Here is a 26,064-nt window from a genome sequence, read left to right as displayed (position 1 = left end):
TATCTTAAGGATTTACCGTTAAATCCTAGTCTAAGGACTCTTAGTAAATACTATCGGATGATTCTAATAGCACCGACAATTTTAAGATGCACGTCTTGTGAGTTAATACTAAGTAAAAAGCATATTGGAGGGCCCGTATTTAGTACATGTTAACGAGCGTTAAAATTAAAGAGAAAGAGTGATAAAGCAGAGTGCGGGAAGAGAAGGATTTATAGTTATTATACTGCCAAGATATTAAAATTTTGTATAATTAATTTCTCTCACAGCTTTAGGCTTAATACTTTCTTTTTCCTATATCATACTGTGAGTTTATTACGTTACGGAAGTATAGGGATAGGGATACCTATAGGATACGATTACGTTTATTACTCAACGTTCAGAGAAGGTGAGTATGATTTCTTAAGTTTCAGAGAGAAGACACTGTACTAGATGCCGGAGCTTTTATAGGCGATTTTACAGTGAAAGTTGCTAGGAAAGTTAAGGAAGTAGTAGCTGTAGAGCCGTTACCTTAGGCTTTCAAAATTCTTAAGAGGAACGTGAGTGTGGACAACAATTTTGTTAATCTAAAATGAATTATTTGAATTGTTTGTGCTTTATTGATAGAACGTTGATGATAATACTTTTTTAGGGTGAGCACGGGAATTAATTGGAGATGAGCACATGGAAACAGATGGAAGGTTACCGTGCTCACCCAATTAATTTTAATGGAGTATATTAACCTTAGCCCTAAGTTTTACTCTAGGGATACCTTAGCCTATGCATTGGCCAACCAGTTTCTGGGTTATCCTCTTGGAGGGTAGTTTTACCCCATTCCACTCTGCTTTACTATCATAGGAGGTTGAGTTATGTTAAGTACGCTGTGCCATTGAGTATTGTTTACGCTATTGATGAGACTAAGGTGAGGCTAATTAATGGTCAGTTACGTGTGGATCGTTAGGGATGTTAAAACTAAGGGTACCTTTCTTCTTACTAGTGTTAGGAGTGGGGTACATGTCTTAGTAGTTCTGGCAAATATGAAGGGGCTGAGGAAGTAGTAAGGAGAAAGTGAGGGTGGATAAGTTACTTGCACGATGGGGGAAATGCATACAACGCCTTCACATGGTTAAACGTAGAACACGAGAAGTTCAACGAGAGGGATTACGCAGAACAAGGGCTTAAAACACTTGCATCGATGGACTTCCACTTCCCTTGGAATACTGACAATCACAATAACTAGGTGGTTATCAACATTCTTCCTAACCTTTACACCCCAACGTACTTGTTAGATAAGGGGTGATAATAAATGTAAATATTTCCATTGAATGAAATTGTTGTCCACACTCAGACGTTGAGTGAATAATGATATTGAGTTTCTTAAAACTTGTATATCCTAAAGTAAATAAGAATTTAAGGTAGAAAGTAGAAAGTATACTATGCAACAAAAAGTAACCATAAAAGTGAGCGAGTCTACACTTAAAATTTTGAAGAAGCTTAAGGAGGAAAATAATTTCTCATCAATAGATGATACCATTCAATACTTAATAAAAATGTATAGAGAGGAAAAATTAAAAACAGTATTTGGTATAGATAAAGGAAAAATAACTCCATTTACTAGAGATGATAGGATTGAAGATCGTAATGGATAGCTATGCGTGGATAGAATTATTCTTGGGAAGTGAAAAAGGTAAAAAGGTTGTAGAAATCGTATCTTCTGCCGACGAGGTCATAACTCCCGATTTAGTATTGGCTGAAATCGGAAGAAAGTACATTAGGGAAGGGGCTAATGAAAAGGAGGTCAAGAATCGACTTAAATTTGTAGAGGAAAATAGTATAGTTGCTTGCTTAGATGCAGATATAAGCATAGAAGGAGGAAAAACCTACCTGGAATTACTGGAAAAGTCTAAAAAAGAGCGCAAAAATAAACCAGCATTGACGGACAGTATACTATTAGCATTAGCTAGAAAGTATAGTGCAAAAATCGTGTCAGGAGATAAAATATTTGAAGGTATGAAGGAGGTAATATTAATTTAAGGAGAACGGTAATATCTAGGTTAAGGAGCCGGCCACGACATGTGGAGTTTCATTGGTGCCTTCCTCCACCTCACATAGACTTCATAGTGGTGCCCTCCATTCCAATGTTAGCATTTTATAACTAAAAACCACGTATGGAGCAAATTGTTTTCAGGTTAACGGTCATCAGTTACGGATAAATGAGGTACGGAATAACAATACCTGCGAAGATAAGATAGAAAGGTGAGTAATTATACGGCAAGGAGGTGATAGTAATTGTCATCCTACCAGATGATGAATAAATTAATAAAGAAGCATTAGAGAACTTTCAATTTACTTCAATAAACGGTAGGATAAAATTTAACGATGTAGGAAAAGTAGTTAGAATTGCTAAGGTCAACCAGGGTAATATGGGGTATGTTTGAAATTCATTTTCTCAACTATAAGTTATTTTATATTACAATAAAATATTAATCTCCCCTCATATTGAAAGATATAATTGACTTATATTCTCAACTAGTTATAATATTGTTTTCCTATCACATTATATTTATTGAATTATTTGCATTCTGGACACTCTCTTGAGGGATTATTAGATAGTAAAGAGGGCTAGCACAACCTCATTCTGTTGTCTTTATTTCATTATAATCCTACCTTGTCTAATTTCCCTCTTTAAGGGATCCAAGATAAGGCCAAAAATTTCTAGAGTAACAACTCCTAGTAAATTTTCATCCTCGCTCTCTCCTAAAATAACGGGGGAGTGTCTTTCTCCGTAAGGCGGAAGTTCAATAATCGCTTCTGACACTCCCCTCTCTATAGTCGTACCGTCCGCTAAAATTAATGATACCCTTGAAATCTCCTTTAATTCTAACTTTTCCCAAATTTCCTTTTTTAGCACAGTGTAATAAGCACCGGAATTTATCAAGAACCTAACCTTCTCACTATCTCCTTTCTCGTTCTTTACTATGCCGTCAACGTAAATTAGTCCCACACACTATGTATATTTCCACGATCTAAATTACTTATTGGTCTTTACGAAGAAAGGGGTTAAGGGGCGGAGAGCCTCGCCCTTCCACGGTAGACCCAAAATCATATTAGAAAAAATATTTCTGATAGGATAATATCTAATCTGTGAAAGATAAAGAAATTTATAAGAGTGTAAAGAATTGGAGAAAGGGTTTAAGGTGAGGGAGATAGAATATTACCACGTGAGATAGGAAGATGGTAACACCGGGTCTCCCTCACCAAACATTCAACAAATAGGATATAAATTACTTTCCATGCTTTAAGGGAAAGAAAGGAGAAGAGGTGGCAAAAACTCTCATCTCCGCGTGTTTACGATTCAGTAGAGAACAAGTCCAGAGCGTATGACGTATCCCCACAGACGTTATTAAACGTTTACGCGCTTCGCGTAATCCTTTAGCCTATCCCAATCCCTATCGTTAGATAGAACATTAACTCCTTGCCTTTTAGCTATTACAGCAAGGATCGCATCAACTGCATCAACGTCTTTATCTTTCATTACTTCAAATGCCTCAACAAAATCCTTTATGTTCGGATAATCCAATTGAACGTTTTGCTGATATAATATCTTCAAAAATTCTCGACCGAACGCAAAATATTTATTTGCAACTTCCCGTTTATTTTTCTTCTGAAATTCTAGTGTATTTTTCCTTATTACCTCCATAACTTCTGCTAGAACGAGATCCGAATATATTGGATCATAGCTCCCAAGTAAGTTAAATAGCTTATTTCTCTTTTCTGATTATATTAGTATCAACGAGTACTTTCAATTTCACCACTACTTAGAAAGCCAATACAGTTGTTGTAAGAGGTGCTCCTTGTATATATCCATTGTGAACTCTCCGCATACTGGAATAATTTCTTCACCTAAGCCATTAATCAGAGTCAATGAAAGAACAACGTACTCTACTCTCTTTACCAATCTACAGTCGCTTAAATAAAGGATCTTTGTCTCTCGGTCTACAGGAGTCAGGTTTTGCTTTATTTCTATTTTATATTCCCAACCAAGATCTTTCATCACTTCTTCCAGGTCTAATGACTTAACGTCAGGTAAAACTATCTCCTCTAAGTCGGAGCCCCTCACGTATTTCAACCAGTCGTCGAATGTGGTAAAATATATTGGATTCTCTTCATTATCATAATCTATACGCAACACTCTGAAAGGTGGAGCATATACACTACTGATAGGATATGAAGATTGTAAATATGTAGTAGCCATTAATAATATATTATTTAGTATTTCAGTTGTAGATCTTAAAGACTCTATCTCGCGCAACTTTTCTCTAGTCAAGCTTAAGCTAATTTTTCATCACCTCTTACTATCTTCTCTATCTCATTTATTAGACTTTTAATTACATTTACGCTTACTTGCCTATTCCTATAAATTATTTCGACTAAGGATTTCCTCGAGTCAAGAACATAAGGCAAAACATTTATTGACGATAAGTATTCTGACTCTCTTAAGTCGCCTTCGTTACTATAGTCTAATAACACGTAGCCTGCCTTTTTATATTTAGACAATCCGCGTAATTCTACGTCCAAGACGTAAATTAACATAACCTCAATTAAATAGTCTATATTTAACAATTTTCCTAACTCAGATAACTTCAAAATAGCGTCCTCAACTTTCTCATCAGTAGTTTTACCTAATGCTGCCTGCAAAATAATTTTCTTCTTTTCTGTGAAAGAAACCTCATATAACAGTAATTGCAAGTCATCATAAGTTATGGTAGTAAGAAGGGAGGAAGGAACCGGGACATTAGGATACAACGACTCACTTACAGAAATTAAAGGCAATTTTAGGTTTACTTTATCATTAGACAGTACCTTCAAAATCGCATCCTTATTAGAATTTGTAATAAGCGAGGCGGAAGCGTAACGAAACTCGGTCATAATTAAAATCTAGAGTCAATTCTAATAAAGGTTAATAAATAATTAAATCCTAGTGTCGCCATTTTAAGTGAATTTGCCTTTACAATAGATTGAAAGCCTCGAGAATGGGCTGGGATGATGCTTTGTGGAATTCTTCAGTTTTTCTCAAAAGGAACGTATAGTTAGCTTTTAACTCATCATAAGATTTAGAATTTATTTTACTTCTCCTAGCTTAAGATCTAAGAAAATTCAACTAATCCACAAAGCATCTCCGAGGTCAAAAAATATATATAAACGTCACCAAGCATATATATAGTAGGGAGATCCTTGAAAAATATTGTATCAAAATTTGAGAAAATTGCTAAGCTTGCGGAAGAGGCTAGGTAAGTAAGGAGGAGCACAGCTAATTGTGATTTCATTAGAAGTCTTCCTTCCGAGCTTAGAATAGCCATAGAGTACTACATCGAGACTGGTAGTTTTGGAGAAGCAGCTAGAATGGCAGACATGTCTGTAGACGAATTCCTATACTTTTCTAAGGACAAAGCTAACATATATGATATGTCTTAAGATTTTAGAGGTAGGAATTGCTGAGACCGGAGTGTTTTCATGCAGTCATCTATTTAAGAGCTTGTAGCAAAATTATATCAGATTTTCTCTAATATTCAATACTCCCTTTAAATAAGCCTCGTTCAAGGGAGTCTTCTCCCTTGAATAAATTACTGGATACATGACATTAAGCAAGGCAAGACCAAAATTAACCATCCTCTCACTTATAAAAGTAATACTCTCCTTAACTAGGGATATGGTCGAGAAGGGAACTGAAGCTAAGTCTTCTGATGAGGGCGTAACAAACCCCTTATATAAAACATATTAGTTAGATCCTTATTGCACGGATTTGATTGATATGGTTTATATAAGGGGCGTCATTAGCATCACTAAAAGACGTTTTGATAAAGGAGTATTTAAACATAAGGGGGATATCCATCCTCACTGGCGAGGCTTTACACCCCTTAACCTATTTTGTAAATTCCTTAAATCTGTTCAAATTCTCTGGATCATAAGCTGGGATTACAATATTACAATCTCTCCTCATGTAATCATAAGTTCTTAAGCACTCATATATGTCCTCAGCTATTCCTATTGGTATATTTTGCTCAAAATTTCCCATTAAAAACGCGGAGTCACTAATACAAACCCTTTTACCATTGTAAAAGAATTTAACTACCATTGAACTTCTATGATGACAACCAGACCATTTAACTTCTACTCCCTTAATGACTTCCTCATCCTCAACTAATCTAATCCTATTCCAAGCTTCCTCGAAGATGTAATTTCTTATATGTTTAGGGAAGTAAATATCTCTATTTAGAAATCGTGAAGGAGAAGGATTTACCACGTCGTGATACCAGCCGATTTTAGAGAAGTATATAAATGCTCTATTTAAATAAGTGAAGCCTACCTATTGTGTAATCTTGAAATGGCGTAATTATGATGTGGGATATATCGTCAGTATTTAGATTTAACCTTCTTAAAACGTTCTCTATTTTCTCCTCCTCTCTTACAGTAAATTTACATCTATCACTTTTAGCCCAGTTCCTTAGGAATTCATTTCTTAAGGATAAATCATCTGGTAGGCTAGTGTTTATTAACACGTATCCATCATCACTCTCTAAAAGAAATGAATAAAAATATAATCTGTACCATTTGTCGAAATCCCTCATCCAATAGACCTCAGCCCTTGGGACCTCACCATGATCTCCTACTTTGAACGTTTTAAACGACTTTATCATTGGTTTAACTTGTATTTCCCTTATAGATAATTATTTTCCCATACGGGTTAGGAGGGAAAGATCATAGTTTCAGCCGTCTAGCTATCATTTATTAAAAAGAAGGAAATACTCTCCGATGGAGTACGGTGTTTACCCGTGGCGTAACTTTTCCTTACTTTTAATTACTTTTAATTCCGCCACGGGCACCTATATAGGGGTCGGACTTTCATTGAGGTTTCATGATTCAACTTCTCGTACTCATACCCATTGTCCGGCTCCTCACGCCTAGGTTAGGGAGCCAGCCACGACATGGGGAGCCTCATCGAACCCCCTCACATTGCTCATAGAGTTCATTGTAGGGCTCTCCTCTACATGGTAATATTAACGGCAAAAATTATAAACTTTCGCGGAAAGAAAGATTAGGAATGATAAATGATAACAAATGGCATAAAATTCACGGTTTATCGGAAACTGCTGACAACGGCACTATACTTGAATTTTGACTGAAAGGTTTGTTACTGAACGCTATACTCGTTTTACATCATCGTTAAATTAATAAAGTATGGGTACCTATATTTCATAGGTACCCGTGAAATTTGTATTTGGCAAACCTACCGATGAGCCCTTTGATAGGGAGACTGAAATAAACATTCTAACTTCTATGATTTTAAGAAACCAACCCACCGCAGTTATTGGAGTTAGGAGAATAGGTAAAACTTCTATAATCTTAAAGACAATAAAGAATATAGAAAGGCCTAAGATATACATTAATGCTGAGGAATTTGTCGAAGGGAAGAGTTTTGATTTGATCTCTTTTCTTTCTTATTATTCTTCTTTAATAATAGCTGAGGCAATAAAGTTTCTAGAGCCTAAAAAGAAATTCTCCTTTGTGTTAAAACAAAGAGGTGAGGAGGCAATAAATACCTTGAGAGAACTTTTAGGCTATGTTAAACTATCATTTAATATTAACCTAGTAAGTATAGAGCTTTTTATTAATAGGAAGAGCGGCAATAGTAATGATAGTATAAGAGAGTTACTTAATTTGCCTCAAGAGATCGCTGAAAAGATAGGAAAAGATTACTTAATAGTAATAGATGAATTCCAGTTTTTAAAATTAGCAGAGCAAAATTTGCCTGGATTATTTCACTTAATGAGAGGAAAGTGGCAGTTTCACAAGAATGTAGAATATGTAGTTTCTGGGTCTTCAATAGGTATGTTAGAAAGACTTTTCAGTTCTAAGAATGAATCTTTCTATCAATTCTTTTTCCCCGTTTATATTAATCCATTTTCTAGGGAAGTTTCGTTAAGTTTCCTTAAAGAGGGCTTTAAAGAAGAGGGGATTAGTTATGAAGAGGATAGTTTAAACTATGTAATTAAAGAATTAGATGGTATCCCTGCTTGGTTGAATTATTTCGGCTTAAAATCATTAGAGTGTAAAGCAGTAAACGAAACATGTGTTAAGAAAGTACTTAACGATATGATGGTTGATCCTATAATAACTTCTATTGTGAGAGATGAATACAATAAGCTTAGTAAAAATGCTAAAAAAGTTATTAAATTCTTAGCGGAGAAGGGAGGAAGAGGAAGCTTAAGAGGAATACCATTAGGAAGATCTAGCATAAATGAGGGAGTAAGGAAATTAATTAACGATGGATATATAAGAAGAGAAGAAAGAGGAGTTTACTCAATTATCGATCCTTTAATAGCTAAAATATTAAGAGTAATTTAACTATAATTATAACAAAGAAAATGAATATAAATGTTTAAAATCAAGTATAATAAATGTCTTTTCACTATAAAATATACGAAACTATTCTAGATAATAAACAAATTTGTTAAGCGTATAATAAGCTGACTTCCTTATATAAAACATATTAGTAAAATGAAAACAGATAAATGTAGTTATAAAAATAAGCTTTATATTGATATTCACATTTAATCTTTTTCATTATTATTGAAAAGATTTTAAAGATAAGATTTAGGAAATTTATGTAATTCTACTATAGTGGTTGTAGGATTTTCTTTCGTGTTAAACATTAGATTAAAATTAATCCAAGATCTATACTATTAGTCTTTCCTAATTCTTCCTAGTACCTTATACATTTCCCTTTCAGCCTTAGCCATCTCACTTTCAATGGCTAAGTTCCATAATCTATAGAAAACTGAATATCCAGCCTGCTGTTCTAAAGTCCACTCCTTTGTGAAATTGTCATTCTATATATCCTTTGCCTCATCTTCAACTATCTTCCTTATTAAATCGTAATACTTAAACATTCTAGTCAACGTACTATATTGACTTGTAGTACTATGATGAACCATCTAGTTAAATATTCCCTCTCCTGCCATTAGTCTCGCTATTTCTGAAAGCTCTCCAAGAGCGTAGAACTCTAATAGGGCGGCCTCTGGAGAAACCCCGTATTCCTTTACTGCTATATCGAAAAAAGCTTTAATTGCGGAGAAGAGAGCTGGAACCTACTTGTGTTCGCTTAGGAGATCTATTAAAGCTTCTTCCTCGAATGATCATTTAACTGCTACACCTCTTGGTAATCCTATGGCGCCTATACCCTTTGCAATAGCCATCGCGTAATCCCAGGCTTTTCCAGAATGATCTTATTTAACCCCTATTAAAACTGGATATCCCTTTTCTCTGCCTATGAAGGTCTAAGATTCCCTCTCCTATCATCCTTGGAGCTACTAATATGACATCCGTATTGCTTAGCGGTCTTATAAAGCCGAAGACTACGTTTTACCCGCTAGCGAAGTCTAAGACGAAATCGCTTTTATATGAAATTATCTGATGTATCTTCTTTTCGTAAACTTCCTTCATTACTTCATCTGGAACTAAAAGCAGAGCTATATCTGCTCTTTTAACGGCCTCTTCTATTTCATAGACCTCAAAACCCTCCTTTTTTGGCTAAGTCGAAATACTTATCCTTTATGTTACCTATTATTACGTTTAGTCCATTATCCCTCATTACAGTTGCTTGTACCCTACCCTGATTTCCGTAACCTATTACTGCTATTATCTTACCCTTTAATAGGTCTAGGTTAGAGTCCAAAACTATATTACTCACAGGGTAATATTTGATTAATAGTTATAAATATGTCTCCCTACTCGTTAGGGATGCTAACTGGGTTGATAAGAAGAAACTGGAAAAAATAAATTTCACATAGTCATTCCATTATTATGCTGAGGGACTTTGAAGAGATCGAATGCACGAAAGAGGAATATTATGATGATTTAGGTAAATTTCATGAAGTACCTTATTACGTCCCAGCTAAATGTTATATGAAAGAATACGAATGGGGTACTGCGACAATTTTAGAGGACGATTTAGATTTAGGAGATTCAATAATAGTTTACTTAAATATAGTTGACTTCCCTCCGCCAATTGTGAACAGAGTAGTAGAAGAAGATGAGGGATATGATTCAATAGTAGAGGCTACTATGGACTACGATAAGGCTGATATATTCTTCTCCTCAGCTACAATACCAGTAGATTACAATCTAGAGCTTGAGTGTGCAAAGGAAAAATTAGCTGAATGTGTTGATAACGTATCTTCGTGGATAAACGATTATATTAAATACTTAGTTAAGGTGGCTGAGGACTTCTTAAGGAAGAATAAGCCGGATGAGCTAAGTGAGGTCAAATGTGAGAAATGCGATATTACGTTAAGGAAATATGAGTATCCCTATCATTTAGAGATGCATGAGATTAATGAGGCTAAGAGACAATTAAAGGAAATTGAGGAGAAAATATATGATGGTATTGATGAAAACGAGTATCCCTTAGCATTTAAGTATTTTAGGAATGAAGTCGATAAATTAATTAGTAGTAAACTTCTGCCTGTTTTTAAAGATTTAGCGGAGAAAATAAATCAAGAAATCTCTAAGATGGGAATAATTCATCTAAACTCGAATCAATTATACGTTCTGAGGGATATACAAGAGGAAATAATAAAGAACGTACCTAAGAAGATTAGGGATAAGTTTATCTTAGAGATGACTATAATACCGGCAATATTGTCTACCAGTGCCTTAAGTAAATTCATTAACATGACAGTTAACGAACAAATAATTCAAGAACGGTCCCATAACTTTAGCGTAAATGTGAAAAGAAAGAGAGGTAGATTTTACGTACATATGTACCTTAATGGGAACCACATAGCTTACTTTAAGGTTGACGGTAAAATTAGGGATAAGATAAGAAGTAAGGTCGCACAATACGTAATGGATAAAGAGAAAGTAGAGAAGATTAGTGAAGATTTGTATAGCCAAATAAAAGAGAAAATAGGAATAAAATAAAACATAGAAAAATGGAAAAATAATGGATGCATTTTAATAAAATATACGATAATTTCATCAGAAGGGATATTTACCTTTTATAAAAATTTAATATGAGGATGAGCTGAAACGTGTGATCTTGAGCATAAACTAAATTATTTAATATCATATCAAAAGATCCTTTTCCACCCACGAAATACCTTCTCTTGTAGTGAGCCTCTCTAGGCGTTTATCACATAGCCTCTAAGATGATAGACAGAATACGGACAGAGAGCTTAACTATAAAATTAGAAAGTGATTTAAAAGATAAGATAAAGAAATTAGCCTTGTATCACGATTTAGGTCACCTACCTTTTTCACACACTTTTGAGTACGCTTTTGAAGTCCTCAAATACATAAACCCCAGCATATATAATCAGATCCTAAATTTCACGGGTTTTCAGGTTAAGTTGTTTAAACTTCATGAGATGATAGGGATAAGGCTGTTAGAAGAAATGGGAGATCAACAAAAATGACATAATAAAAATACTGAATAATGTATATAATTAAAAGCAATTTATATCTAAATAAAGTTAAAAACGAATAATAGAGCGTGGATCATAGAAATTCCTTTATATCTACAAATCCCTTATTCTTCTTCCAAAATAATTTCTTCTCTTTTATTCTATTCTTTTCATCTTCATCTAATACGATATAATCTAGATTTCCTTTTATGTATTTACTTACCATATACATCCTATCAATTACGTTCATTTCCTTTATGCCCTTGAAAACGAAGATAACATCTATATCACTAGTATCTAAGTAATTTCCTTTAGCTCTAGAACCAAAGATATAAACTTCATCTAACTGCTGGAAGTCCTTAGCCATTTCTTCCACTATCTCCTTTACCAGATTTATTATCTTTATTTGGCTCTCTATTGCAGATTTTCCTCTACCCATCTAACCACCTCTTTTGCTCTATTATAAAGGTCCTCAGAAATTGATTTACTATATTGCTTAAAAGGAACTCCATTTGCAGCATCTGGATATCTTGAAATTATAAAATGAGGAGAAAGAACCATTAGATTTTCTTTAATTTTTGTTGGTACAGTAACTCCTTCCTTCTCTATCATTTCAATAAGCTCAATAAGTGAATGTGTCTTGCCTGGGTCTTTTCCAAGATAAATCATAATGGACTTTAATGAATTCTCTACCGCTTGCTGAGAATAAAAGGCAGAAGCGTAATATTTCCCATTATTTAAAAGAACTTTTGCAGTATCGAGATCTTCCAAAGCTTGCTCTATCCATTCCTTATAGTTCATTAAACTGAATATTTGAAATATAACTCATATATCTTTTGTCCTTTTTATTTACTCTTCAAGTATTTGTTTATTATTTATGGGGTAGTAGTATTTTACGTTATTGTTTGATAAAGTTCTTACTTAATGAATTTTTCTCCTAAATCCGAATCCTTCTAAAACCTCAACTAGCACTGCAGTATCAACTACTACCCTCATCTTCTATTCTCGACCTCTCTAGTTCCTCCCTGATCCCTTTTGCAGAACCTAAAAGGGAAAACAGTAATTAAGTGTTCTTTTGAGATTTTCTGTTCTCTTCATAAAAAGTTATTAAATACTCTACAGCTTCATTTAGGCTAACTCTCTTACCCTTATTCAACTGCAGTTCAGCACTAATCTTAACTAACTTCTCCTTCACATCTTTACTAACTCTAATAATTTCACTCATAACTTAAGAATAGGAAAAGTGTGCATATAAAGTAAACTTTGTGCACTTTGATTATAGTGTTCATCTTATGTCAGTTTAACGAACCTTTCAGTACATAGAAACTCTCATCCTTACAACATCCGAAATCTCCTTATTTATAATATTTAGTAACGCATAATCTACTCAAGTTCAAACATAATGATTGAAGAGAAAATCAACAATGAAAGGGCTTAAGTCGCTGATTCTATATGAAAATTATTTATGATGAACAATATAAAAATAAATAGTGATTATCTAAACTCAGAGAGCTATTTACGAAACAAAATCCCTCAAATAAGAACTTCAAAGCTTTCAACGTTCCATACAATATTCCGGATACTGCATTTTATAATAGGATTAGCTTGAGAGAATAAGAATTATATGTGAAATCTTATATGAGGGTTTCACAGTAGTTACAAAAATACTAAGAATATTTTTACTTATCGTTTTTATAGTAAAGTTTAGGCTTCTTAATGACTTCGCAACTGTAGGTTTAACAAACAAAAAGTATATTAATGCAGAGGGTAAATACTCACCTTATGGAGAAGCATATCAGATATGTCATTGACGGCTATACTACACGAATAGCCAAGGATATTAAAAATGCGTTAAAGTCTCACTTGGCTAACTTAGACGATGATATAAAGATAAGTAAGAACGGGTATAAAATTTCATTATCTTTTAGAACTCCAGCTAACGTTAGAGTGATGCAGTGCGAGGAGATTGATGAGCTACTGTCAAAATTGGGGGTAATGGCTATAAGGATAATAGTTTCAAATGTAGTAACTTTTGCGTTCGAAGGAGCTACATCATCTGCGACAGTAGGTGGTATAACTGGTGGAACAGCGGCTAAGAGACTCAATGTTGGTCTTCTTATAGCAGCTCTTTCTGAGTTGGCAGGATATACTGTCGGAAAAATGGTCGAGAAAAGTGAGGGAATAATTCTTTCATGTAAGAAAAGGAACGGAAGATGGGTAAGAATTTAGGAAGAAGGATAAAAAGAATAGTGAGGAATTGTATAGATTATATCAAGAAGGAAAGAAACTTAGGCTTAGTAACAATATTTTAGCCTTCTTACTTCTTTCTGCTATTGAAGAGATGAGTAAATATTTCATCGAGCTTTTATTAAGCAAATGTGGGAATTCTACACTAAGGAGAAATATTAGAACTAGAATTTATAATGAACATATAATTAAATATGAGTTTTTTCTATCTATTTATTATACAATACAAAACTACGATGTTGAAACAATACGCGAGATAGCTAGACTTTTGTCTTCCAGGTGGATAAATATAAGGAAGAGGTATCTCATTAACGTTTCTAATATTGATGTAAAGATTGAGGATTTGAATGAGATTGAAACTTATTATATTCATTATGACGAGATGGAGAAAGCGATTTCGGAACTTGATAGGGATGAGAGCTGTCATATACTAAATACATTAGTTCAACTTATTGGAAAGAAGTAGATTAATGAACGGAATTTATTTAACTCATTAACAAGTAGTGCTAATTTATTCTATATCTTTTCCTGCCAGAGAATATATATAAGTTTTTATTAGATCTGTGAGTGTGGACAACAATTTTATTTATTTGAAATATTTACATTTATTGTTACCCCCTTATCTAACAAGTACGTTGGGGTGTAAAGGATATATTAGGAAGAATGTTGATAACCACCTAGTTATTGTAAACTTGTTAGTATTCCAAGGGAAGTGGAAGTCCATTGATGCAAGTGTTTTAAGCTTCTGAACCCTTGTTCAGCATAATCCCTCTCGTTTAACTTATCATGTTCCACTTTTGACCATGTGAAGGCGTTGTATGCAGTTGCCCCATTGTGAAAGTAAATTACCTTATCAATCCTAAACACCCTCATTGCTATTTCCTCAACCCTTCATGTTCACAAGAACTACCAAGACATGTACCCCTCATCAACGTTCTATAAATAAAGCAAAAACAATTCGAATAATTCATTTTAGATTAACAAAATTGTTGCCCACACTCTATAATTTGAATACAGTGCTTATCTTATGTATATAACACCGTTCTTGAGTTTAAGAATATGTTAGGTAAAAATGACATCTCCTAACCCAAAGGATAGACCTAATATGAAAGAAGTCAAAAAGATGTCACAAAAATTTGTGATATAAGTAGGCAGTACTGGTACCTTTGATGCAATTAAGCGAAAACTGAAGAGGTCTCATTATTTCAATAAAAACTTCCACAAGGGCTCTAACTCTATTTTCTTACCGTTATAATCCATTATGTCCTCCATGTCCCACGTTACAATTTTAGGTTTGAAACCCAATGATGAGGAGGCTTTAGTTAAAGCACTTGACTCCCTCTCCTTTATCCCTTCCTCGTCATAAGTTACTTGTATTAACTCCCCATTTTTCTCATCTAAAAAGTCTACTTCGTAGTCCTCACCTTTAACGAAATAAACTCCCTTGTTTTGGTTTTTCCTAAGCAAATGTATTGCGATTAAATTCTTCATTAATCTCCCCATATCCTTTTTTATAGAGACCTCTTGAATAATTCCCATGTCAACTACGTAAACCTTCTTGTTTTCTGCAATTCTGCTCAACTTTCCGGTATACCTTTCCACGGAATAAATCAAGTAACTTGAGGTCAGACCGTAGAACCACTCGTCAACAGTTTTATAATCAATTCTGAGCATTCTAGCAATTCTATTTAGAGAAACTTCAGAAGAGTAAAGGGAAATTACTGCTAAGGAAAAGTCCTTAAACCTAGATATCCTCTTTATCTTAAGCCTCTGTACTACGTCTTTGAACAGTATATCATTATAAATGCTGTTGACTATTTGCTTACTGTTTAGTAGTAACGCTTCAGGAAAACCTCCTATGCTCATGTACTCCCTCAAGTAGTTCTTAATCTCAGCCCTCTCCCTTGTGGTAAGCGGCTCGGAGTAATTAACTCCCTTAAACCTTAGAAACTCCTTGAAGGAAAAGGGGAAGAGCGTGAAGTCCACATGCCTTCCGGTTAGGCTTGTGGCCAGCTCACCGGAAAGTAACTTAGAATTACTCCCGGTTAATACTATCCTTTTAGTTTTCCTCAGCCTGCTCACGAAGGGCTCCCAACCTTGAATGTTCTGTATTTCGTCAAAAAGTATGTAATCCACGTTACCGTAAAGCTCGTAAATTGCTTGTTCAACAATATGCAGATCGTCAGATTTTAAATTTCTCAATCTCTCATCATCAAAATCGACATAAGCAAAGTTTCTGTCCTTTAATAATAGGAGTGATAGAGTAGATTTCCCGCTCCTCCTAACCCCTAATATTGCTAGGACGTTTGGGATTGATAGGTTTGTTAGCAACTCCCCTTTAGGCCGTCTCTGGGTATTGTCCTACTCATTAAGTTTTCTGCGTCCTCTCTTTGTTCCTTCAGAACGCTTTTTATTTCCTCAACGTTCACGCATAATAGGAGTTTTTTGCATTTTTAAACTTTTGGAGTATACTCCAAAATTCTTCCGATTAACTTATGGAGTATACTCCAAAACTAAATCTGAGAGTAATACCGTTTAATTAGTACTCTTTCTTTTAAGTTATAATGACATGGAGTACGGTAAGCGGTGCACGCAGTTTTAGAAAGTAATTAGTGAGACTGAGGTACCAACACTTTCAATGAAGTTTGAAACAAAATTGTTGGACGCTTAAAACCTTTATACGCATAATTATCAATTATTAATTATGAACAACAAGGTGACGACGATCTCTATTTCTGAAGAGGTCAAGGAAAAGCTGGAGAGGGAAAAAGGGGACTTGAGTTGGGATGAGTTCTTACTCCTTTTACTTTCTGAGTACCGTAAGAGGAAAGCTGAAGAAAACCTAACAAGGTTGAAGGATATCTTAAACGAAGACGATATTAAAAGGATAGAGGAGAGTCATAAGAAAATGCATGAGGAGTTTAAGTTATGACGTTAACTGATACTTCGATTTTAATAGACTTTTTAAAAGGGAAGATAAAATACTTAGGAGATTCGATCTCTACTATCTCTTTTATGGAGGTTAGAAGGGTTATAGAAAATAAGAGAAGACTTGAGGTACTCAAAACTTTAGAAGACATGTTTAAGGTGTATCATGTAGACGAAAAAGTAGCAGTAGAATATACTGAACTTCATTACCGTTTAAGGGAGAAAGGTAGGCTGATAGTCGATTTGATTTGATAATAGCATCCACTGCAAAGGCTTATGACGAAAAACTCCTAATCAGAGATAAGGACTTTTTAGTAGTGAAAGATTATGTGAAAGTTGAGATAATTTAAGTGGGAGGAATGACTTCTCGACGCTCTACAAGGGACAAAGATTTCCACCTATCATCGTTCCCGTTTGTCCCTACACTTTCATTTCAATCATTTTATGTTCATTCATGATCGAGTGTAGGGACTTAGCCCTCAACCACCACTTACTGTAGGTGGGTCATGGGACTCCTTCGAGCTCAGCGGCATGGGGCTCGCATCTCCGTAATCACTCCCACCCTTTTGCCCACATCGGTGTGAGAGATCATCATATAGCAACGAAAATTCGTCATAAACAAATATAAAAAAGTTCTCTGTTAACGTGAGAAAGGATTCAACCTATCGATTCGGGACCCCCATCTGAGGGGTAGCCACAGCCCTTACATGAGAGGACTTTTTAACGTCTAGTACCGTGGAGTAAGGAGATATATTGATTGCTCCTCCCACAGTCTCATTTAGCCCTCAGTCGAGCTCCTGAGGAACGCCGTTATCACCGCTAAAATTTATCCCGATAAATGAGTATATGGGACTATCCTGAAGACGGTTTCCGTCTCCTTAACCCCCTTTTCTGTAATAGAGCGACTTTTAGTAAGAAGAAGAGCGAAGTGATCAGCATATACTGAGGAATTTTCCTAAGAGGGAGTGTAAAATAAGGGGCTATCCATCCCCTTGGCTAGGATTTCCGTCTCCTCAACCCGCAATTTCTGTAACGATTTGTCAGAGGTGATGAAGTTCGTAAACGAAGCGGAAGTAGGCGTGGTTAAAGTGGATAGACCTACCATAGAGTTAGACTAACGGGTACCCTAAAGCGGATTTAAGGGATCGGGCAATGAGGTTAACAAAGAATTGGGTGAAGAAGCCCTGCAATTCCACAGCAGGACTAAGGTAGTGTACTTGAACTGGTGAGCTCTTGCCAGCTCGTACGTTTGGAGTACGGGTTTAAGTGTTTTATAATCCATTTTTTCCTTTCTCTCGTGAATTTACCTCTTCCGTTTTAAACACACCTAGACCGTCATAGAGCACTTTTTTGTGCTTTAACATCTCCTTAACGTCACCTAACTCTAGTTTATCGGGAGTAACTACAATGATGTCTGCTGAAAAACCCCTTTTCATAGTGTATAGTTTCGAGGCTTCTTCTATCTCGTCGTTGACTTTATCTAATACGATAAGCACATCGTAATCGCTTGAAGGCCAGAAGTCCCCTCTAGCCCTAGAGCCGAAAAGGACTATACTCACTTTCCCGTTATAATACCTGACTACTCTCTCCACAAACTGCTCAAACTGCATAATTTTAAAAATTCTTAGGGGGATTTTAAGGTATTGGTGGAGAAATTCTGGTTCGGAAAGGCTAGGGATTTCCTTAAAGTAGCGAAAGAGAGTAAGGAGGAGTATCCTTGGCTTTCGTGTTTCGCTTCTCAACAGAGTGTGGAGTTTACAATAAAGGGTATCTTAATGAAGTATAAAGGGTCTTACCCTTTCACCCACGACTTAAGTGAGCTATTAGACACTTTGAACAAGGAACTCTCGGTTGCCGTTCCGGAAGAAATAATGAAGGAGTGTGACTTCCTTACTCCCCATTACACTCAGGCTAGATATTCCATTGTAAGTAGTTATAACGTAAGAAAAGCTGAGAACTGTATCGAATCGGCGGAAAAGGTGCTCATTTGGTTGAGCGGGGCTTTTGACGAGGTTAAAGAGGTCATAAAAGAGTAGAACTTTTGAGTTTGAGTGTGTAGTAGGTATATGATTAACACTTGAGATGAGTACAGCATGGCTGTCAAAAGACGATATTATCACTATATATATAGCCTTAGAGAACCAGTGGTTACTCCACTCTATTGAAGCTACGTATGTAAATAGCACCTGACTTCCCCTAAATTCACGTAGGTAGGGGAGAGGGGATGGGGGTCCGCTAAGCCAGGGATTACCACATACATTATAGGGTACGTTGCAATAGTCAACGACAATGGTCTTTGTCAACGGTCAATCAACTGATTACTGTTCATGAGGGTAGACGAAAGCTTAGAGGTGGTGATGATAGAAGGCTGATGGTCTGTTACGCCTCAGTCCATGGCACGACTATAAGTAATTGAAAATAGAGGGTGTGTCACGGGCAAGCACGTTTTACAAGCAAGTGGTGACTAAACGAGATGTTACTCACTCCTCTCAGTTTCGCCCTCATTTTACAAATACGGTGTGAGGAGACAAAGTACACCCTAACATCAGACTAATTACTTATTATCACGCTGGTCGTAATAACCATTTCCACAGCGGTACGGCCTTAAACCCATTTACCTGACCCTCATAGTCCCACGTGAGGATTAGGGCTTCATCAACCTTTAACGCATCTTTAGCCTCAATGAGTCCTTCGATCTCCCTGTCCTCGATCTTATCAGTAGCGTGAGTCACTTGTATTAGGCTCTTTGGCTCAAAGTTCTTAGAGACCACGAAGTCCACCTCTCTTTTCCCCTTCCAGTAGAATACTTCCTTATACCCCCTCCTTCTTAATTCGATATAAACAATGTTCTCCATAGCCCTCGATATCGAGAACTCTAGACCTAGTGCCGTCGGGTAACCAGTGTCTGTTATGTAAACCTTTTTAGGGTTTGCCTTCCTTTTACTTTCACTCTTCTCAAATTCCTCGACTAGAAACGCGAAGTAAGTCTCGTTGGCCTTTGCGAACAACTCTATGACCGTCTCCTTCCCCACTTTCACCCCTAAACCCCTTAAGTAGTTATAAGTCTTGTTTATGCTTACCAAGTTGGAGTAATTAGAGACAATGAAACTTGCGAAGAGCTCAGCTATCGCTGGCTTAACCAGAGATAAGTCCCTTATTACTACGGATTCAAAGTAGGACTTTAATAACCCTATTTTGTCCTCTTTTTCCAAGACCACAGCCGGGTAACCTCCGTATTGTAAATACTCCCTAAGCAGTGACAATATCTTCCCCCTTTGCGGAGTGTAGTCCATTAAAGGTGTGTACGTGAAGCCCTTAAACTTAAGGAACTCACGAAATGACAAGGGATAGACTTCATAATTTACGCTCCTACCTCTTAACTCCTCGGCGATTCTCAGGGGCGTAAGTTCTGACGAGGACCCGCTTAAAAATACTTTATAGTTATACCTCTTCCTAAACCAACTTCCGTACCCTTTTACGTTCTGGATCTCGTCAAAGAAAATGTATTTAGGCTGTTTCCCGGTAAGTTCTACAAACGCTTTCACAACGTTGTCTAAGTCGTCCACGCTTACTCCCTTTAGCCTGTAATCCTCAAAGTCCACGTAAAGTATTTCGTCGAAGGAGGCTAGCCCGTTCTCTACTACCTTTTTTATGGTCTGGTATAATAAGAAAGTCTTACCACTCCTCCTACCGCCGGTGACGGTTATGACGTAGTCCTTGTCTACGGGTAAAGAGAGCTCCCTTTCAAAGAGTTTTGGCAATTTGTTGGTCAGCCATTCGGCTATGAAACTCTTTATCCTCTCTTCCACAGTATCTTTTTCGACTGGCCTTTAAGTCTTTTTCTGACCACATTAACGTTCTAACTGGTCTGATAGAGACCACTTATTGTAAACGAAAGGAGAGATAGAAAAAGAGAGTTGTAGATCTATCAGTGATAGTACGTGGTTTAGTCTTTGTTGGTTATGCAACTGAAGTTATCTCCTATCATCAAGGAGGGTACTCGCTCAAGAAGTTCTCAATTCTTCCTTTTATTTGAGTATACGTTAGGCAAGGTACTCAAAATCAACGAAGGGATACATCCGTTGTGTTCGTTCTCTTGTGTTTGTCTCAAAATACTGGAGGTACTTTTCAACCACGCCGTGAGGAGTCAGCGGTTGAATTTATTTGTTATAATTTCACTCACGACTTGAGCAGATATCAGGACCATAGGTACACCGATACCGGGGTGAGTGTACTGTCCCGTGTAGAACAAGTTTTGTATCCTCCTGTTCCTAAACGCCGGTCTGAATAATGCGGTCTGTGATAGCGTGTGAGCTAAACCAAATGCCGTACCTAGAGTCGCATTATATTCTACTTCAAAGTCACTGGGGGTGAAAAACCTCATGTAATCGACGTCCTTAACACCGTGTTTGCTCAGGTACTCATTAACTATCCTTCTTGCTATGTGTTCCGTATCTCCCCTAAACCCGGGCGGAAGAGGGATTAAAAAGAACAGTGAGTCACCGCCTTCTGGTGCTAGACCTTCCTCGCTCTTACTTCTAATACTAACGTAGTAAGATAACTCCTCAGGAAGGGGAGAGCCGTTAAAGATTGAGGAGAAGTGTTCTTTCCAATTCCCTTTGATCACTATGTGGTGGTGGGGCTCGTCTATACTGTCCCTTATTCCAACGAAAGCTAAAACGGCAGATGGTGCGTAAACCCTCGTGTTCCAGTAATTTTGGTCGTAGTTAGAATAACCCACCGGTAAGGCGTTTTGATCTAACCACTTGTAGTCACCTGAAAATACGAAAACATCACCTTCAACTTCCCCTTTATCAGTTTTCACACTGTGAATCTTACCGTTTACTACTTTTGAGCCCCTCACTTCCTCTCCCAATCTAACTTCATAATTTCCTACCAAACTCTCAGCTACTTTCCCGAACCCACCTTTAGGATAATACACGCCTTGACCGAATATCGGATAGTTCACTAACGCATAAAGACCGGGTATTACATCTGGAGAACCGCCTAAAAATACGGAAGCGAATCCAGTGAGTTTTAACATGTCCTCCGACTGGAAGAACTTCCTGTTAAAGTTCTCCAGACTACTAAAAAGTCCTAATTTTAATGCTTCTCCCATAACCTCTCTTGTGAAAAGGTCTCCGATACTCTTGTATTCTCTATATAGAAATTTCTCCATGGCCACTTTGTACATGTACCGCGTGTAGTTTACGTATTTTTCCATTTTCTCAAAACCATTACTTTCGATCTTATTCAACTCCTCCTTATTGTCATCTAAGTCGGGGTATATTACTATATCCTTTTTCCAGTCTATTGTGAGCTTAAAGGAAGGAGAAAGCTTAACGAGGTCGTAGGGTCTTCTCTTTCCGATTGACGAGAATAAGCAGTCAAACACCTCAGGCATTAAGTACCAAGAGGGCCCCATGTCAAATTTATACCCTTTTTCTTCCAATACCCTAGCTCTGCCTCCCAGAGAGTTGTTCTTTTCTATTAGAGTTACTTCAAAGCCTTGCCTAGACAAAAGAGACGCCGTAGCTAGACCGGAAAAACCTCCACCTACTATTACAGCTCTCATTGAGCCCTAACACCTTCTTTTTTGGGTATCTTATCAATTCCCGGGATAACGAATAGGAATCCCCAATTACCTTTTCCTTCTTTGTGGTGCACGTCGTGGACTTCTATTAAAGTCCTTAATAAACTGTTTTTCATTGCTTTTTTCCTTAACCTTAAGTGACGGTTATGTATAATCATGTCGTGAATTGTAAAGTATGCTATACCGTAACCGGTCATCCCCAGAGCGATAGCCAAATACATTAGGTTCCCACCTATCATCCACTCGATGATCAAGTAAATTGATATCCCTGCAAATATCAACCCGAAAAGGTCATTCCTCTGAAAAGCGGAAGAAGTAGGGTAGTGGTGGTCTTTGTGTATACTCCAAAGTATCCCGTGCATCAAATATTTATGCATTAGTCTCGCGACGAATTCCATAGCTATAAAAGTCGTGATCCCCACAAGTAAGTAGACTAATGGTATCATAAAATAATCTTCGTTAAGAATAAAATAAGAGTGTGTCCTAATACTTAATACAAATAATCTTAACTTCTTTAACAGAGTTTAAGTTGGTGCTTTATGTTTTGAAAAATGAAAACGATCACCTTTACGTTGATTCAAAACTGTTGGAGATATTTAAAAAGGGTAGTACTACGTACTTCAATAGTAGCCTCTTCTTCCCTCCTAGAGTTAGAAAGGATGTAACCAGGCTTTATGCCTTTGTAAGAGTTGCGGATAATTACGTAGATTCGATCCCGCAAGAGGTGGAGAAGTTTTATCAATTCGTTGAGGAGTTTTATCGTGCCAGAAGGGAGGGGAAGTCTAAAGATTTGGTGATAGATAATTTTGTAAAACTGGAGAGAGAAAAACAATTTGAAGAGTCTTGGGCTGACAGTTTTCTGAGGTCTATGGAAATGGACATCTACAAGAAGAGGTACGAAACAATGGAAGAGTTAGAAGAGTACATGTACGGATCCGCTGAGGTTATAGGCTTAATGATGAGCAGGATACTGAACCTAGATAGAGAAGCTGAGCCTTACGCTAAGATACTAGGAAAAACTATGCAGTTTGTTAACTTTATTAGAGACATAAAGGAGGATCTAATTTTAAACAGACAGTACATACCGACTGAAATACTAAGAAAATTCAGTCTATCTTCTCTGCAGGAGGAGGAAGTAAAGGAGCGTACCAAGGAGTTTGAAAGTATGATGAGGAACTTAATAAAATTGTACTTCGACTGGGTGAAAGAAGCAGAAAAAGGGTATAAATACATTCCGTACCGTTACCTTATCCCGATAAAGACGGCTAACGATATGTATAAATGGACGGCTAAGGTTATATATAAGTCGCCTCTAGTGGTTTACTCAACAAAAGTTAAGCCGAGGAAAAATAAAATAATCACGAGGGCTATAGAAAATGCATTAGGTGTTCCGATTTGGAGATATTTCTCAAACATCTCGCTTATGAGGAAATAGACTTATTGATTTTACTACCCGGTGTAGTGTTCACGATAATACCTTGGACGAGAAGACTAAGGTCTTACGGAGCTATTTTATCTGCTATAAGCCTTACAGCATTACTCTACCTGATATGGGACTTCATTGCCGTGAAAATAGGTACATGGGGCTTTAACCCTGAATATGTTTTGCCTTTTAGAGTAATTGACTTACCCATAGAAGAGATAGAGTTCTTTTTCGTAGTCCCGTTTAGTTCGTTAGTGTTTTATGAGATTTATGATTTAAAGGTAAAGACTAAGTTACACATTAAGAGGGGAGTCTTTACTTTACTGGGGGGGTCTATAGCTTTGTCTAGTATTCTATTTTTTACTCACAGTTACACTTTCGTGGTATTGATTTACCTTGGCTTGGCGATTCTTCTTTCGTCGTTTCTAGACCCAGATATGCTTAGGTCTTTATCATTTTGGTTGTTTATAGTAACTACTTATGTACCTTTTCTCGTCTTTGATTACTTTCTTACCTCACTACCAGTAGTGATTTACGGTAAGGGTGCAATAATCGGTATAAGAGTAACCACTATACCTATAGAAGACTTCCTCTACTCCCTTTCGATGTTTATATATTATGCATTATTTTATAGAGTCTTTTCAAGGAGTGTGATTAGGAGTGGTAGATGAGACGAAATTTCACAGTGAGGACTATAGAGAGGTATTAGAATTTTATGAGCAATTCAAGAACAGAGAAGAGTTAATAACATGGATGAAAAACAGACCTATAACGGATATTAAGATAAAGGAGAGTGAAAAAGGGGACAGTGAAGTCGTAGTAGTAATTCCGAGTATAAATGAGGAATATCAGAGAAGAGCTTTAACGGTTTTTAACGGTCTCAAAATTATCTTTGTGATATCTGGAGGAAAATACTTTAACTATGCTAGGAGTGTAAATGCGGGGGTAAAATACGCCTTAGAAAAATTTTCTCCTTCATGGATAGTAGTATCTAATGACGATGTCTATAAGGTAGATGAAAGCAAAGTATTGGTAGATGAACTATCTACCTTAAATAGGAAAGACGTTGAATTGGTTTACGCTGATAAGGGTAAATACCATTCTTATAAGATGTACTTGTTCAGGATAGCCGATTACTTTCCCGAGATGATGGTAAAGTTCGGTAAAATAACCAGAAATCACGTAATAGTCGTGCAAGGAGAAGCTTACGCTAGGTTTTGGAAAAAATTTGATACACCCTATTTGGCTATAATGGAATCACAATTGGGTCCATTAAGGGGGGCTTTAAAAAGAATAATAGGAGAGGAGATTACTTCGTTTTATAATGTAGGGAGTTTCTTTGTAATTCCTAAGTCCTTTGCGGAAAAAGGAGAAGTATTGGACCCTACATTCATAAATTCGCATGAGGACGTTTGGCTCTCTTTATCAGTAAAAAAGAGGGAATTTATACGATATAAGATTAGAGAAGATTTTGGTGGGACTCTCGGATGGTCTCCAGCCAGATTCGCAAGAGTATTCTGCAATGAAGTTTACTTAAGCTATTTAATAGCCACACGCTTTATAGAATAAAGACACTAGTCACATAGATTCTAGTCAGTATTTGAAGCAACGTTAATCATGTGTTGCCTTTAGGAAAATGTTGAAAGACTCGTGAAAGGTCAAATATAAAGCTTTTAATCACTTAATAACATGAGAGGCAATAATTTCTACTCCCTCTTCTTCTAACTTTTTCTTTACATTCTTATCAACAAAATTTGCTACTAAGAATATTTTTATTTTCTTATTCTTGTACTTGGTAGAGAATAATTTCTTCCTAATGATGATCTGATCATACGCTCCTTTATCAGCTAAGTTCTTTATCTCAAATACATAAACATAATCATTCGTCTCATAAAAATCAACCTCAAACACTTTACCCTTCTCAATTACCCCTTCGTCATCTGTGATAAAGCCGTGAACAACTCTCCTTGGGTCAACCCCGTGAAGTTCTAATGCCTTCTTATAAAGCTTCAACATCGCTTTCTCCATACCTTTCCCAGCTCTATTTGTAAAACTACCTACTTCAACTGAGAGTTTCTTAACCTCTCTACCTAATCTAAGCACCGCCTTTTGCAACGCTTCTATTGCTTCCCCGTGTTTTTTAACGGTTTGCTGAAGAGACGCAATAGCTTCCCCTTGCTTCTTAACAGCTTCTTGAAGCCCCTCAATGGCTAATGTGTGTCGATTAACAGTCTCTTGAAGAGACGCAATAGCTTCCCCTTGCTTCTTAACAGCTTCTTGAAGAGACTTGATTGCTTCTGTATGCCTATCTACAGTCTCTTGAAGAGACGCAATAGCTTCCCCTTGCTTCTTAACAGCTTCTTGAAGCCCCTCAATGGCTAATGTGTGTCGATTAACAGTCTCTTGAAGAGACGCAATAGCTTCCCCTTGCT

The 26,064-nt window shown here is 36.6% G+C and carries 28 protein-coding genes and 7 pseudogenes; 17 read left to right on the top strand and 18 right to left on the bottom strand.

The features are described from left to right. The first annotated feature begins 303 nt into the window (after positions 1-303). The 4 genes and pseudogenes from WIW72_RS00470 (at position 304) to WIW72_RS00455 (ending at position 2,010) form a co-directional block, all read left to right on the top strand. Positions 304-429 (top strand): hypothetical protein, encoded by a 126-nt coding sequence (locus WIW72_RS00470; RefSeq protein WP_337703307.1) that lies wholly within the window; start codon positions 304-306, stop codon positions 427-429. Between the two features lie 275 nt (positions 430-704). Next, a pseudogene (locus WIW72_RS00465) lies at positions 705-1,305 on the top strand (IS6 family transposase). 107 nt (positions 1,306-1,412) lie between these two features. Continuing rightward, on the top strand, positions 1,413-1,625 hold the full coding sequence (locus WIW72_RS00460; protein ID WP_337703309.1) for a VapB-type antitoxin: 213 nt from the start codon (positions 1,413-1,415) through the stop codon (positions 1,623-1,625). Continuing rightward, the gene (locus WIW72_RS00455) at positions 1,618-2,010 is read left to right on the top strand and encodes a PIN domain-containing protein (protein WP_337703364.1); all 393 of its coding nucleotides are present in this window, start codon (positions 1,618-1,620) and stop codon (positions 2,008-2,010) included. The genes WIW72_RS00460 and WIW72_RS00455 overlap by 8 nt, the downstream gene beginning before the upstream one ends. Positions 2,011-2,623: 613 nt before the next feature. Here the strand turns inward: WIW72_RS00455 and WIW72_RS00450 are convergent. Next, positions 2,624-2,980: an aspartyl protease family protein gene (locus WIW72_RS00450; RefSeq protein WP_337703311.1), complete on the bottom strand. Its 357-nt coding sequence runs from the start codon at positions 2,978-2,980 to the stop codon at positions 2,624-2,626. Positions 2,981-3,210: 230 nt separating this feature from the next. Between WIW72_RS00450 and WIW72_RS00445 the strand changes: the two are divergent. Further along, positions 3,211-3,385: pseudogene (locus WIW72_RS00445) on the top strand (DUF4322 domain-containing protein); the annotation flags it as partial. Here WIW72_RS00445 and WIW72_RS00440 read toward each other — a convergent pair. The 5 genes and pseudogenes from WIW72_RS00440 to WIW72_RS00420 form a co-directional block, all read right to left on the bottom strand. Next, positions 3,380-3,676, bottom strand: coding sequence for a PIN domain-containing protein (locus WIW72_RS00440; RefSeq protein ID WP_337703313.1), 297 nt, complete (start codon positions 3,674-3,676; stop codon positions 3,380-3,382). The pseudogene WIW72_RS00445 and the gene WIW72_RS00440 overlap by 6 nt on opposite strands. A 114-nt stretch (positions 3,677-3,790) precedes the next feature. Continuing rightward, positions 3,791-4,288, bottom strand: coding sequence for a hypothetical protein (locus WIW72_RS00435; RefSeq protein ID WP_337721206.1), 498 nt, complete (start codon positions 4,286-4,288; stop codon positions 3,791-3,793). 17 nt (positions 4,289-4,305) lie between these two features. Beyond that, on the bottom strand, positions 4,306-4,905 hold the full coding sequence (locus WIW72_RS00430) for a hypothetical protein (RefSeq protein ID WP_337721205.1): 600 nt from the start codon (positions 4,903-4,905) through the stop codon (positions 4,306-4,308). Positions 4,906-5,523: 618 nt separating this feature from the next. Further along, positions 5,524-5,640 (bottom strand): annotated as a pseudogene (locus WIW72_RS00425) (IS1 family transposase); the annotation flags it as partial. A gap of 259 nt (positions 5,641-5,899) precedes the next feature. Then, a pseudogene (locus WIW72_RS00420) lies at positions 5,900-6,674 on the bottom strand (Zn-dependent hydrolase). 568 nt (positions 6,675-7,242) lie between these two features. Between WIW72_RS00420 and WIW72_RS00415 the strand changes: the two are divergent. Continuing rightward, a complete protein-coding gene (locus tag WIW72_RS00415) occupies positions 7,243-8,382 on the top strand; it encodes an AAA family ATPase (protein ID WP_337703320.1) in 1,140 nt (379 codons plus the stop codon). A gap of 338 nt (positions 8,383-8,720) precedes the next feature. Here the strand turns inward: WIW72_RS00415 and WIW72_RS00410 are convergent. Further along, positions 8,721-9,727, bottom strand: a pseudogene (locus WIW72_RS00410) (NAD(P)-binding domain-containing protein). Between the two features lie 113 nt (positions 9,728-9,840). On the opposite strand from WIW72_RS00410, the gene WIW72_RS00405 reads away from it, so the two are divergent. Beyond that, entirely contained in the window at positions 9,841-10,959 is a 1,119-nt protein-coding gene (locus WIW72_RS00405; RefSeq protein WP_337721204.1) for a hypothetical protein, read from the top strand. A 227-nt stretch (positions 10,960-11,186) separates the two neighbouring features. Then, a complete protein-coding gene (locus tag WIW72_RS00400; RefSeq protein WP_337703324.1) occupies positions 11,187-11,453 on the top strand; it encodes an HD domain-containing protein in 267 nt (88 codons plus the stop codon). 82 nt (positions 11,454-11,535) lie between these two features. Here WIW72_RS00400 and WIW72_RS00395 read toward each other — a convergent pair whose 3' ends face one another. From WIW72_RS00395 to WIW72_RS00385, 3 genes are all read right to left on the bottom strand, one after another. After that, positions 11,536-11,880: a nucleotidyltransferase domain-containing protein gene (locus WIW72_RS00395; protein WP_337721203.1), complete on the bottom strand. Its 345-nt coding sequence runs from the start codon at positions 11,878-11,880 to the stop codon at positions 11,536-11,538. Next, the gene (locus WIW72_RS00390) at positions 11,856-12,242 is read right to left on the bottom strand and encodes a HEPN domain-containing protein (protein ID WP_337703328.1); all 387 of its coding nucleotides are present in this window, start codon (positions 12,240-12,242) and stop codon (positions 11,856-11,858) included. The genes WIW72_RS00395 and WIW72_RS00390 overlap by 25 nt, the downstream gene beginning before the upstream one ends. Positions 12,243-12,504: 262 nt before the next feature. Further along, positions 12,505-12,666 carry a hypothetical protein gene (locus WIW72_RS00385; RefSeq protein ID WP_337703330.1) on the bottom strand — a complete coding sequence of 54 codons (162 nt, stop codon included), beginning with the start codon at positions 12,664-12,666 and terminating at the stop codon, positions 12,505-12,507. Between the two features lie 557 nt (positions 12,667-13,223). On the opposite strand from WIW72_RS00385, the gene WIW72_RS00380 reads away from it, so the two are divergent. Together WIW72_RS00380 and WIW72_RS00375 are read left to right on the top strand one after the other, a co-directional pair. Continuing rightward, a complete protein-coding gene (locus tag WIW72_RS00380) occupies positions 13,224-13,670 on the top strand; it encodes a hypothetical protein (RefSeq protein ID WP_337703331.1) in 447 nt (148 codons plus the stop codon). A gap of 28 nt (positions 13,671-13,698) precedes the next feature. Further along, complete coding sequence (locus tag WIW72_RS00375; protein WP_337703333.1) at positions 13,699-14,154, top strand: hypothetical protein; 456 nt, start codon at positions 13,699-13,701, stop codon at positions 14,152-14,154. Between the two features lie 116 nt (positions 14,155-14,270). On the opposite strand, the pseudogene WIW72_RS00370 reads toward WIW72_RS00375, so the two are convergent. After that, positions 14,271-14,613, bottom strand: a pseudogene (locus WIW72_RS00370) (IS6 family transposase); the annotation flags it as partial. A gap of 275 nt (positions 14,614-14,888) precedes the next feature. After that, positions 14,889-16,117 (bottom strand): annotated as a pseudogene (locus WIW72_RS00365) (ATP-binding protein). A gap of 275 nt (positions 16,118-16,392) precedes the next feature. Between WIW72_RS00365 and WIW72_RS00360 the strand changes: the two are divergent. Further along, on the top strand, positions 16,393-16,620 hold the full coding sequence (locus tag WIW72_RS00360) for an antitoxin VapB family protein (RefSeq protein ID WP_337721202.1): 228 nt from the start codon (positions 16,393-16,395) through the stop codon (positions 16,618-16,620). Continuing rightward, on the top strand, positions 16,617-16,868 hold the full coding sequence (locus WIW72_RS00355; RefSeq protein WP_337721201.1) for a type II toxin-antitoxin system VapC family toxin: 252 nt from the start codon (positions 16,617-16,619) through the stop codon (positions 16,866-16,868). Before WIW72_RS00360 ends, WIW72_RS00355 begins: the two co-directional genes overlap by 4 nt. 227 nt (positions 16,869-17,095) lie before the next feature. On the opposite strand, the gene WIW72_RS00350 is transcribed toward WIW72_RS00355, so the two are convergent. Next, on the bottom strand, positions 17,096-17,218 hold the full coding sequence (locus WIW72_RS00350) for a hypothetical protein (protein WP_337721211.1): 123 nt from the start codon (positions 17,216-17,218) through the stop codon (positions 17,096-17,098). 390 nt (positions 17,219-17,608) lie between these two features. On the opposite strand from WIW72_RS00350, the gene WIW72_RS00345 reads away from it, so the two are divergent. Continuing rightward, on the top strand, positions 17,609-17,734 hold the full coding sequence (locus WIW72_RS00345) for a hypothetical protein (protein WP_337721200.1): 126 nt from the start codon (positions 17,609-17,611) through the stop codon (positions 17,732-17,734). 153 nt (positions 17,735-17,887) lie between these two features. Here the strand turns inward: WIW72_RS00345 and WIW72_RS00340 are convergent, their stop codons facing one another. Beyond that, on the bottom strand, positions 17,888-18,226 hold the full coding sequence (locus WIW72_RS00340; protein WP_337720502.1) for a nucleotidyltransferase domain-containing protein: 339 nt from the start codon (positions 18,224-18,226) through the stop codon (positions 17,888-17,890). A 36-nt stretch (positions 18,227-18,262) separates the two neighbouring features. On the opposite strand from WIW72_RS00340, the gene WIW72_RS00335 reads away from it, so the two are divergent. Beyond that, positions 18,263-18,652, top strand: a complete 390-nt coding sequence (locus WIW72_RS00335) for a HEPN domain-containing protein (RefSeq protein WP_337721199.1) — start codon at positions 18,263-18,265, stop codon at positions 18,650-18,652. 528 nt (positions 18,653-19,180) lie between these two features. On the opposite strand, the gene WIW72_RS00330 is transcribed toward WIW72_RS00335, so the two are convergent. The 3 genes from WIW72_RS00330 to WIW72_RS00320 all read right to left on the bottom strand — a co-directional run bounded on the left by WIW72_RS00330 (position 19,181) and on the right by WIW72_RS00320 (position 22,655). Continuing rightward, positions 19,181-20,425 (bottom strand): ATP-binding protein, encoded by a 1,245-nt coding sequence (locus WIW72_RS00330; RefSeq protein WP_337703348.1) that lies wholly within the window; start codon positions 20,423-20,425, stop codon positions 19,181-19,183. A 338-nt stretch (positions 20,426-20,763) separates the two neighbouring features. Next, the gene (locus tag WIW72_RS00325; RefSeq protein WP_337703350.1) at positions 20,764-22,191 is read right to left on the bottom strand and encodes a phytoene desaturase family protein; all 1,428 of its coding nucleotides are present in this window, start codon (positions 22,189-22,191) and stop codon (positions 20,764-20,766) included. Further along, a complete protein-coding gene (locus WIW72_RS00320) occupies positions 22,188-22,655 on the bottom strand; it encodes a sterol desaturase family protein (protein ID WP_337703352.1) in 468 nt (155 codons plus the stop codon). Before WIW72_RS00320 ends, WIW72_RS00325 begins: the two co-directional genes overlap by 4 nt. 98 nt (positions 22,656-22,753) lie before the next feature. Between WIW72_RS00320 and WIW72_RS00315 the strand changes: the two genes are divergently transcribed. Genes WIW72_RS00315 through WIW72_RS00305 form a run of 3 tightly spaced genes read left to right on the top strand, consistent with a single transcriptional unit; the run spans position 22,754 to position 25,201 of the window. Continuing rightward, entirely contained in the window at positions 22,754-23,644 is an 891-nt protein-coding gene (locus tag WIW72_RS00315) for a phytoene/squalene synthase family protein (RefSeq protein ID WP_337703354.1), read from the top strand. Further along, entirely contained in the window at positions 23,605-24,303 is a 699-nt protein-coding gene (locus WIW72_RS00310; protein ID WP_337703356.1) for a lycopene cyclase domain-containing protein, read from the top strand. The genes WIW72_RS00315 and WIW72_RS00310 overlap by 40 nt, the downstream gene beginning before the upstream one ends. Continuing rightward, positions 24,293-25,201, top strand: coding sequence for a hypothetical protein (locus WIW72_RS00305; protein WP_337703357.1), 909 nt, complete (start codon positions 24,293-24,295; stop codon positions 25,199-25,201). The genes WIW72_RS00310 and WIW72_RS00305 overlap by 11 nt, the downstream gene beginning before the upstream one ends. Before the next feature lie 108 nt (positions 25,202-25,309). Here WIW72_RS00305 and WIW72_RS00300 read toward each other — a convergent pair. Then, the coding region (locus tag WIW72_RS00300; RefSeq protein WP_443294701.1) for a hypothetical protein at positions 25,310-26,064 on the bottom strand (755 nt) is incomplete at its 5' end.

Origin of the sequence: Stygiolobus sp. CP859M, from assembly GCF_037389975.1 — an archaeon.
Classification (GTDB): Archaea; Thermoproteota; Thermoprotei_A; order Sulfolobales; family Sulfolobaceae; genus Stygiolobus.
The sequence above is the reverse complement of the archived record's forward strand: the minus strand, read 5'-3'. Positions and strand labels throughout refer to the sequence as shown.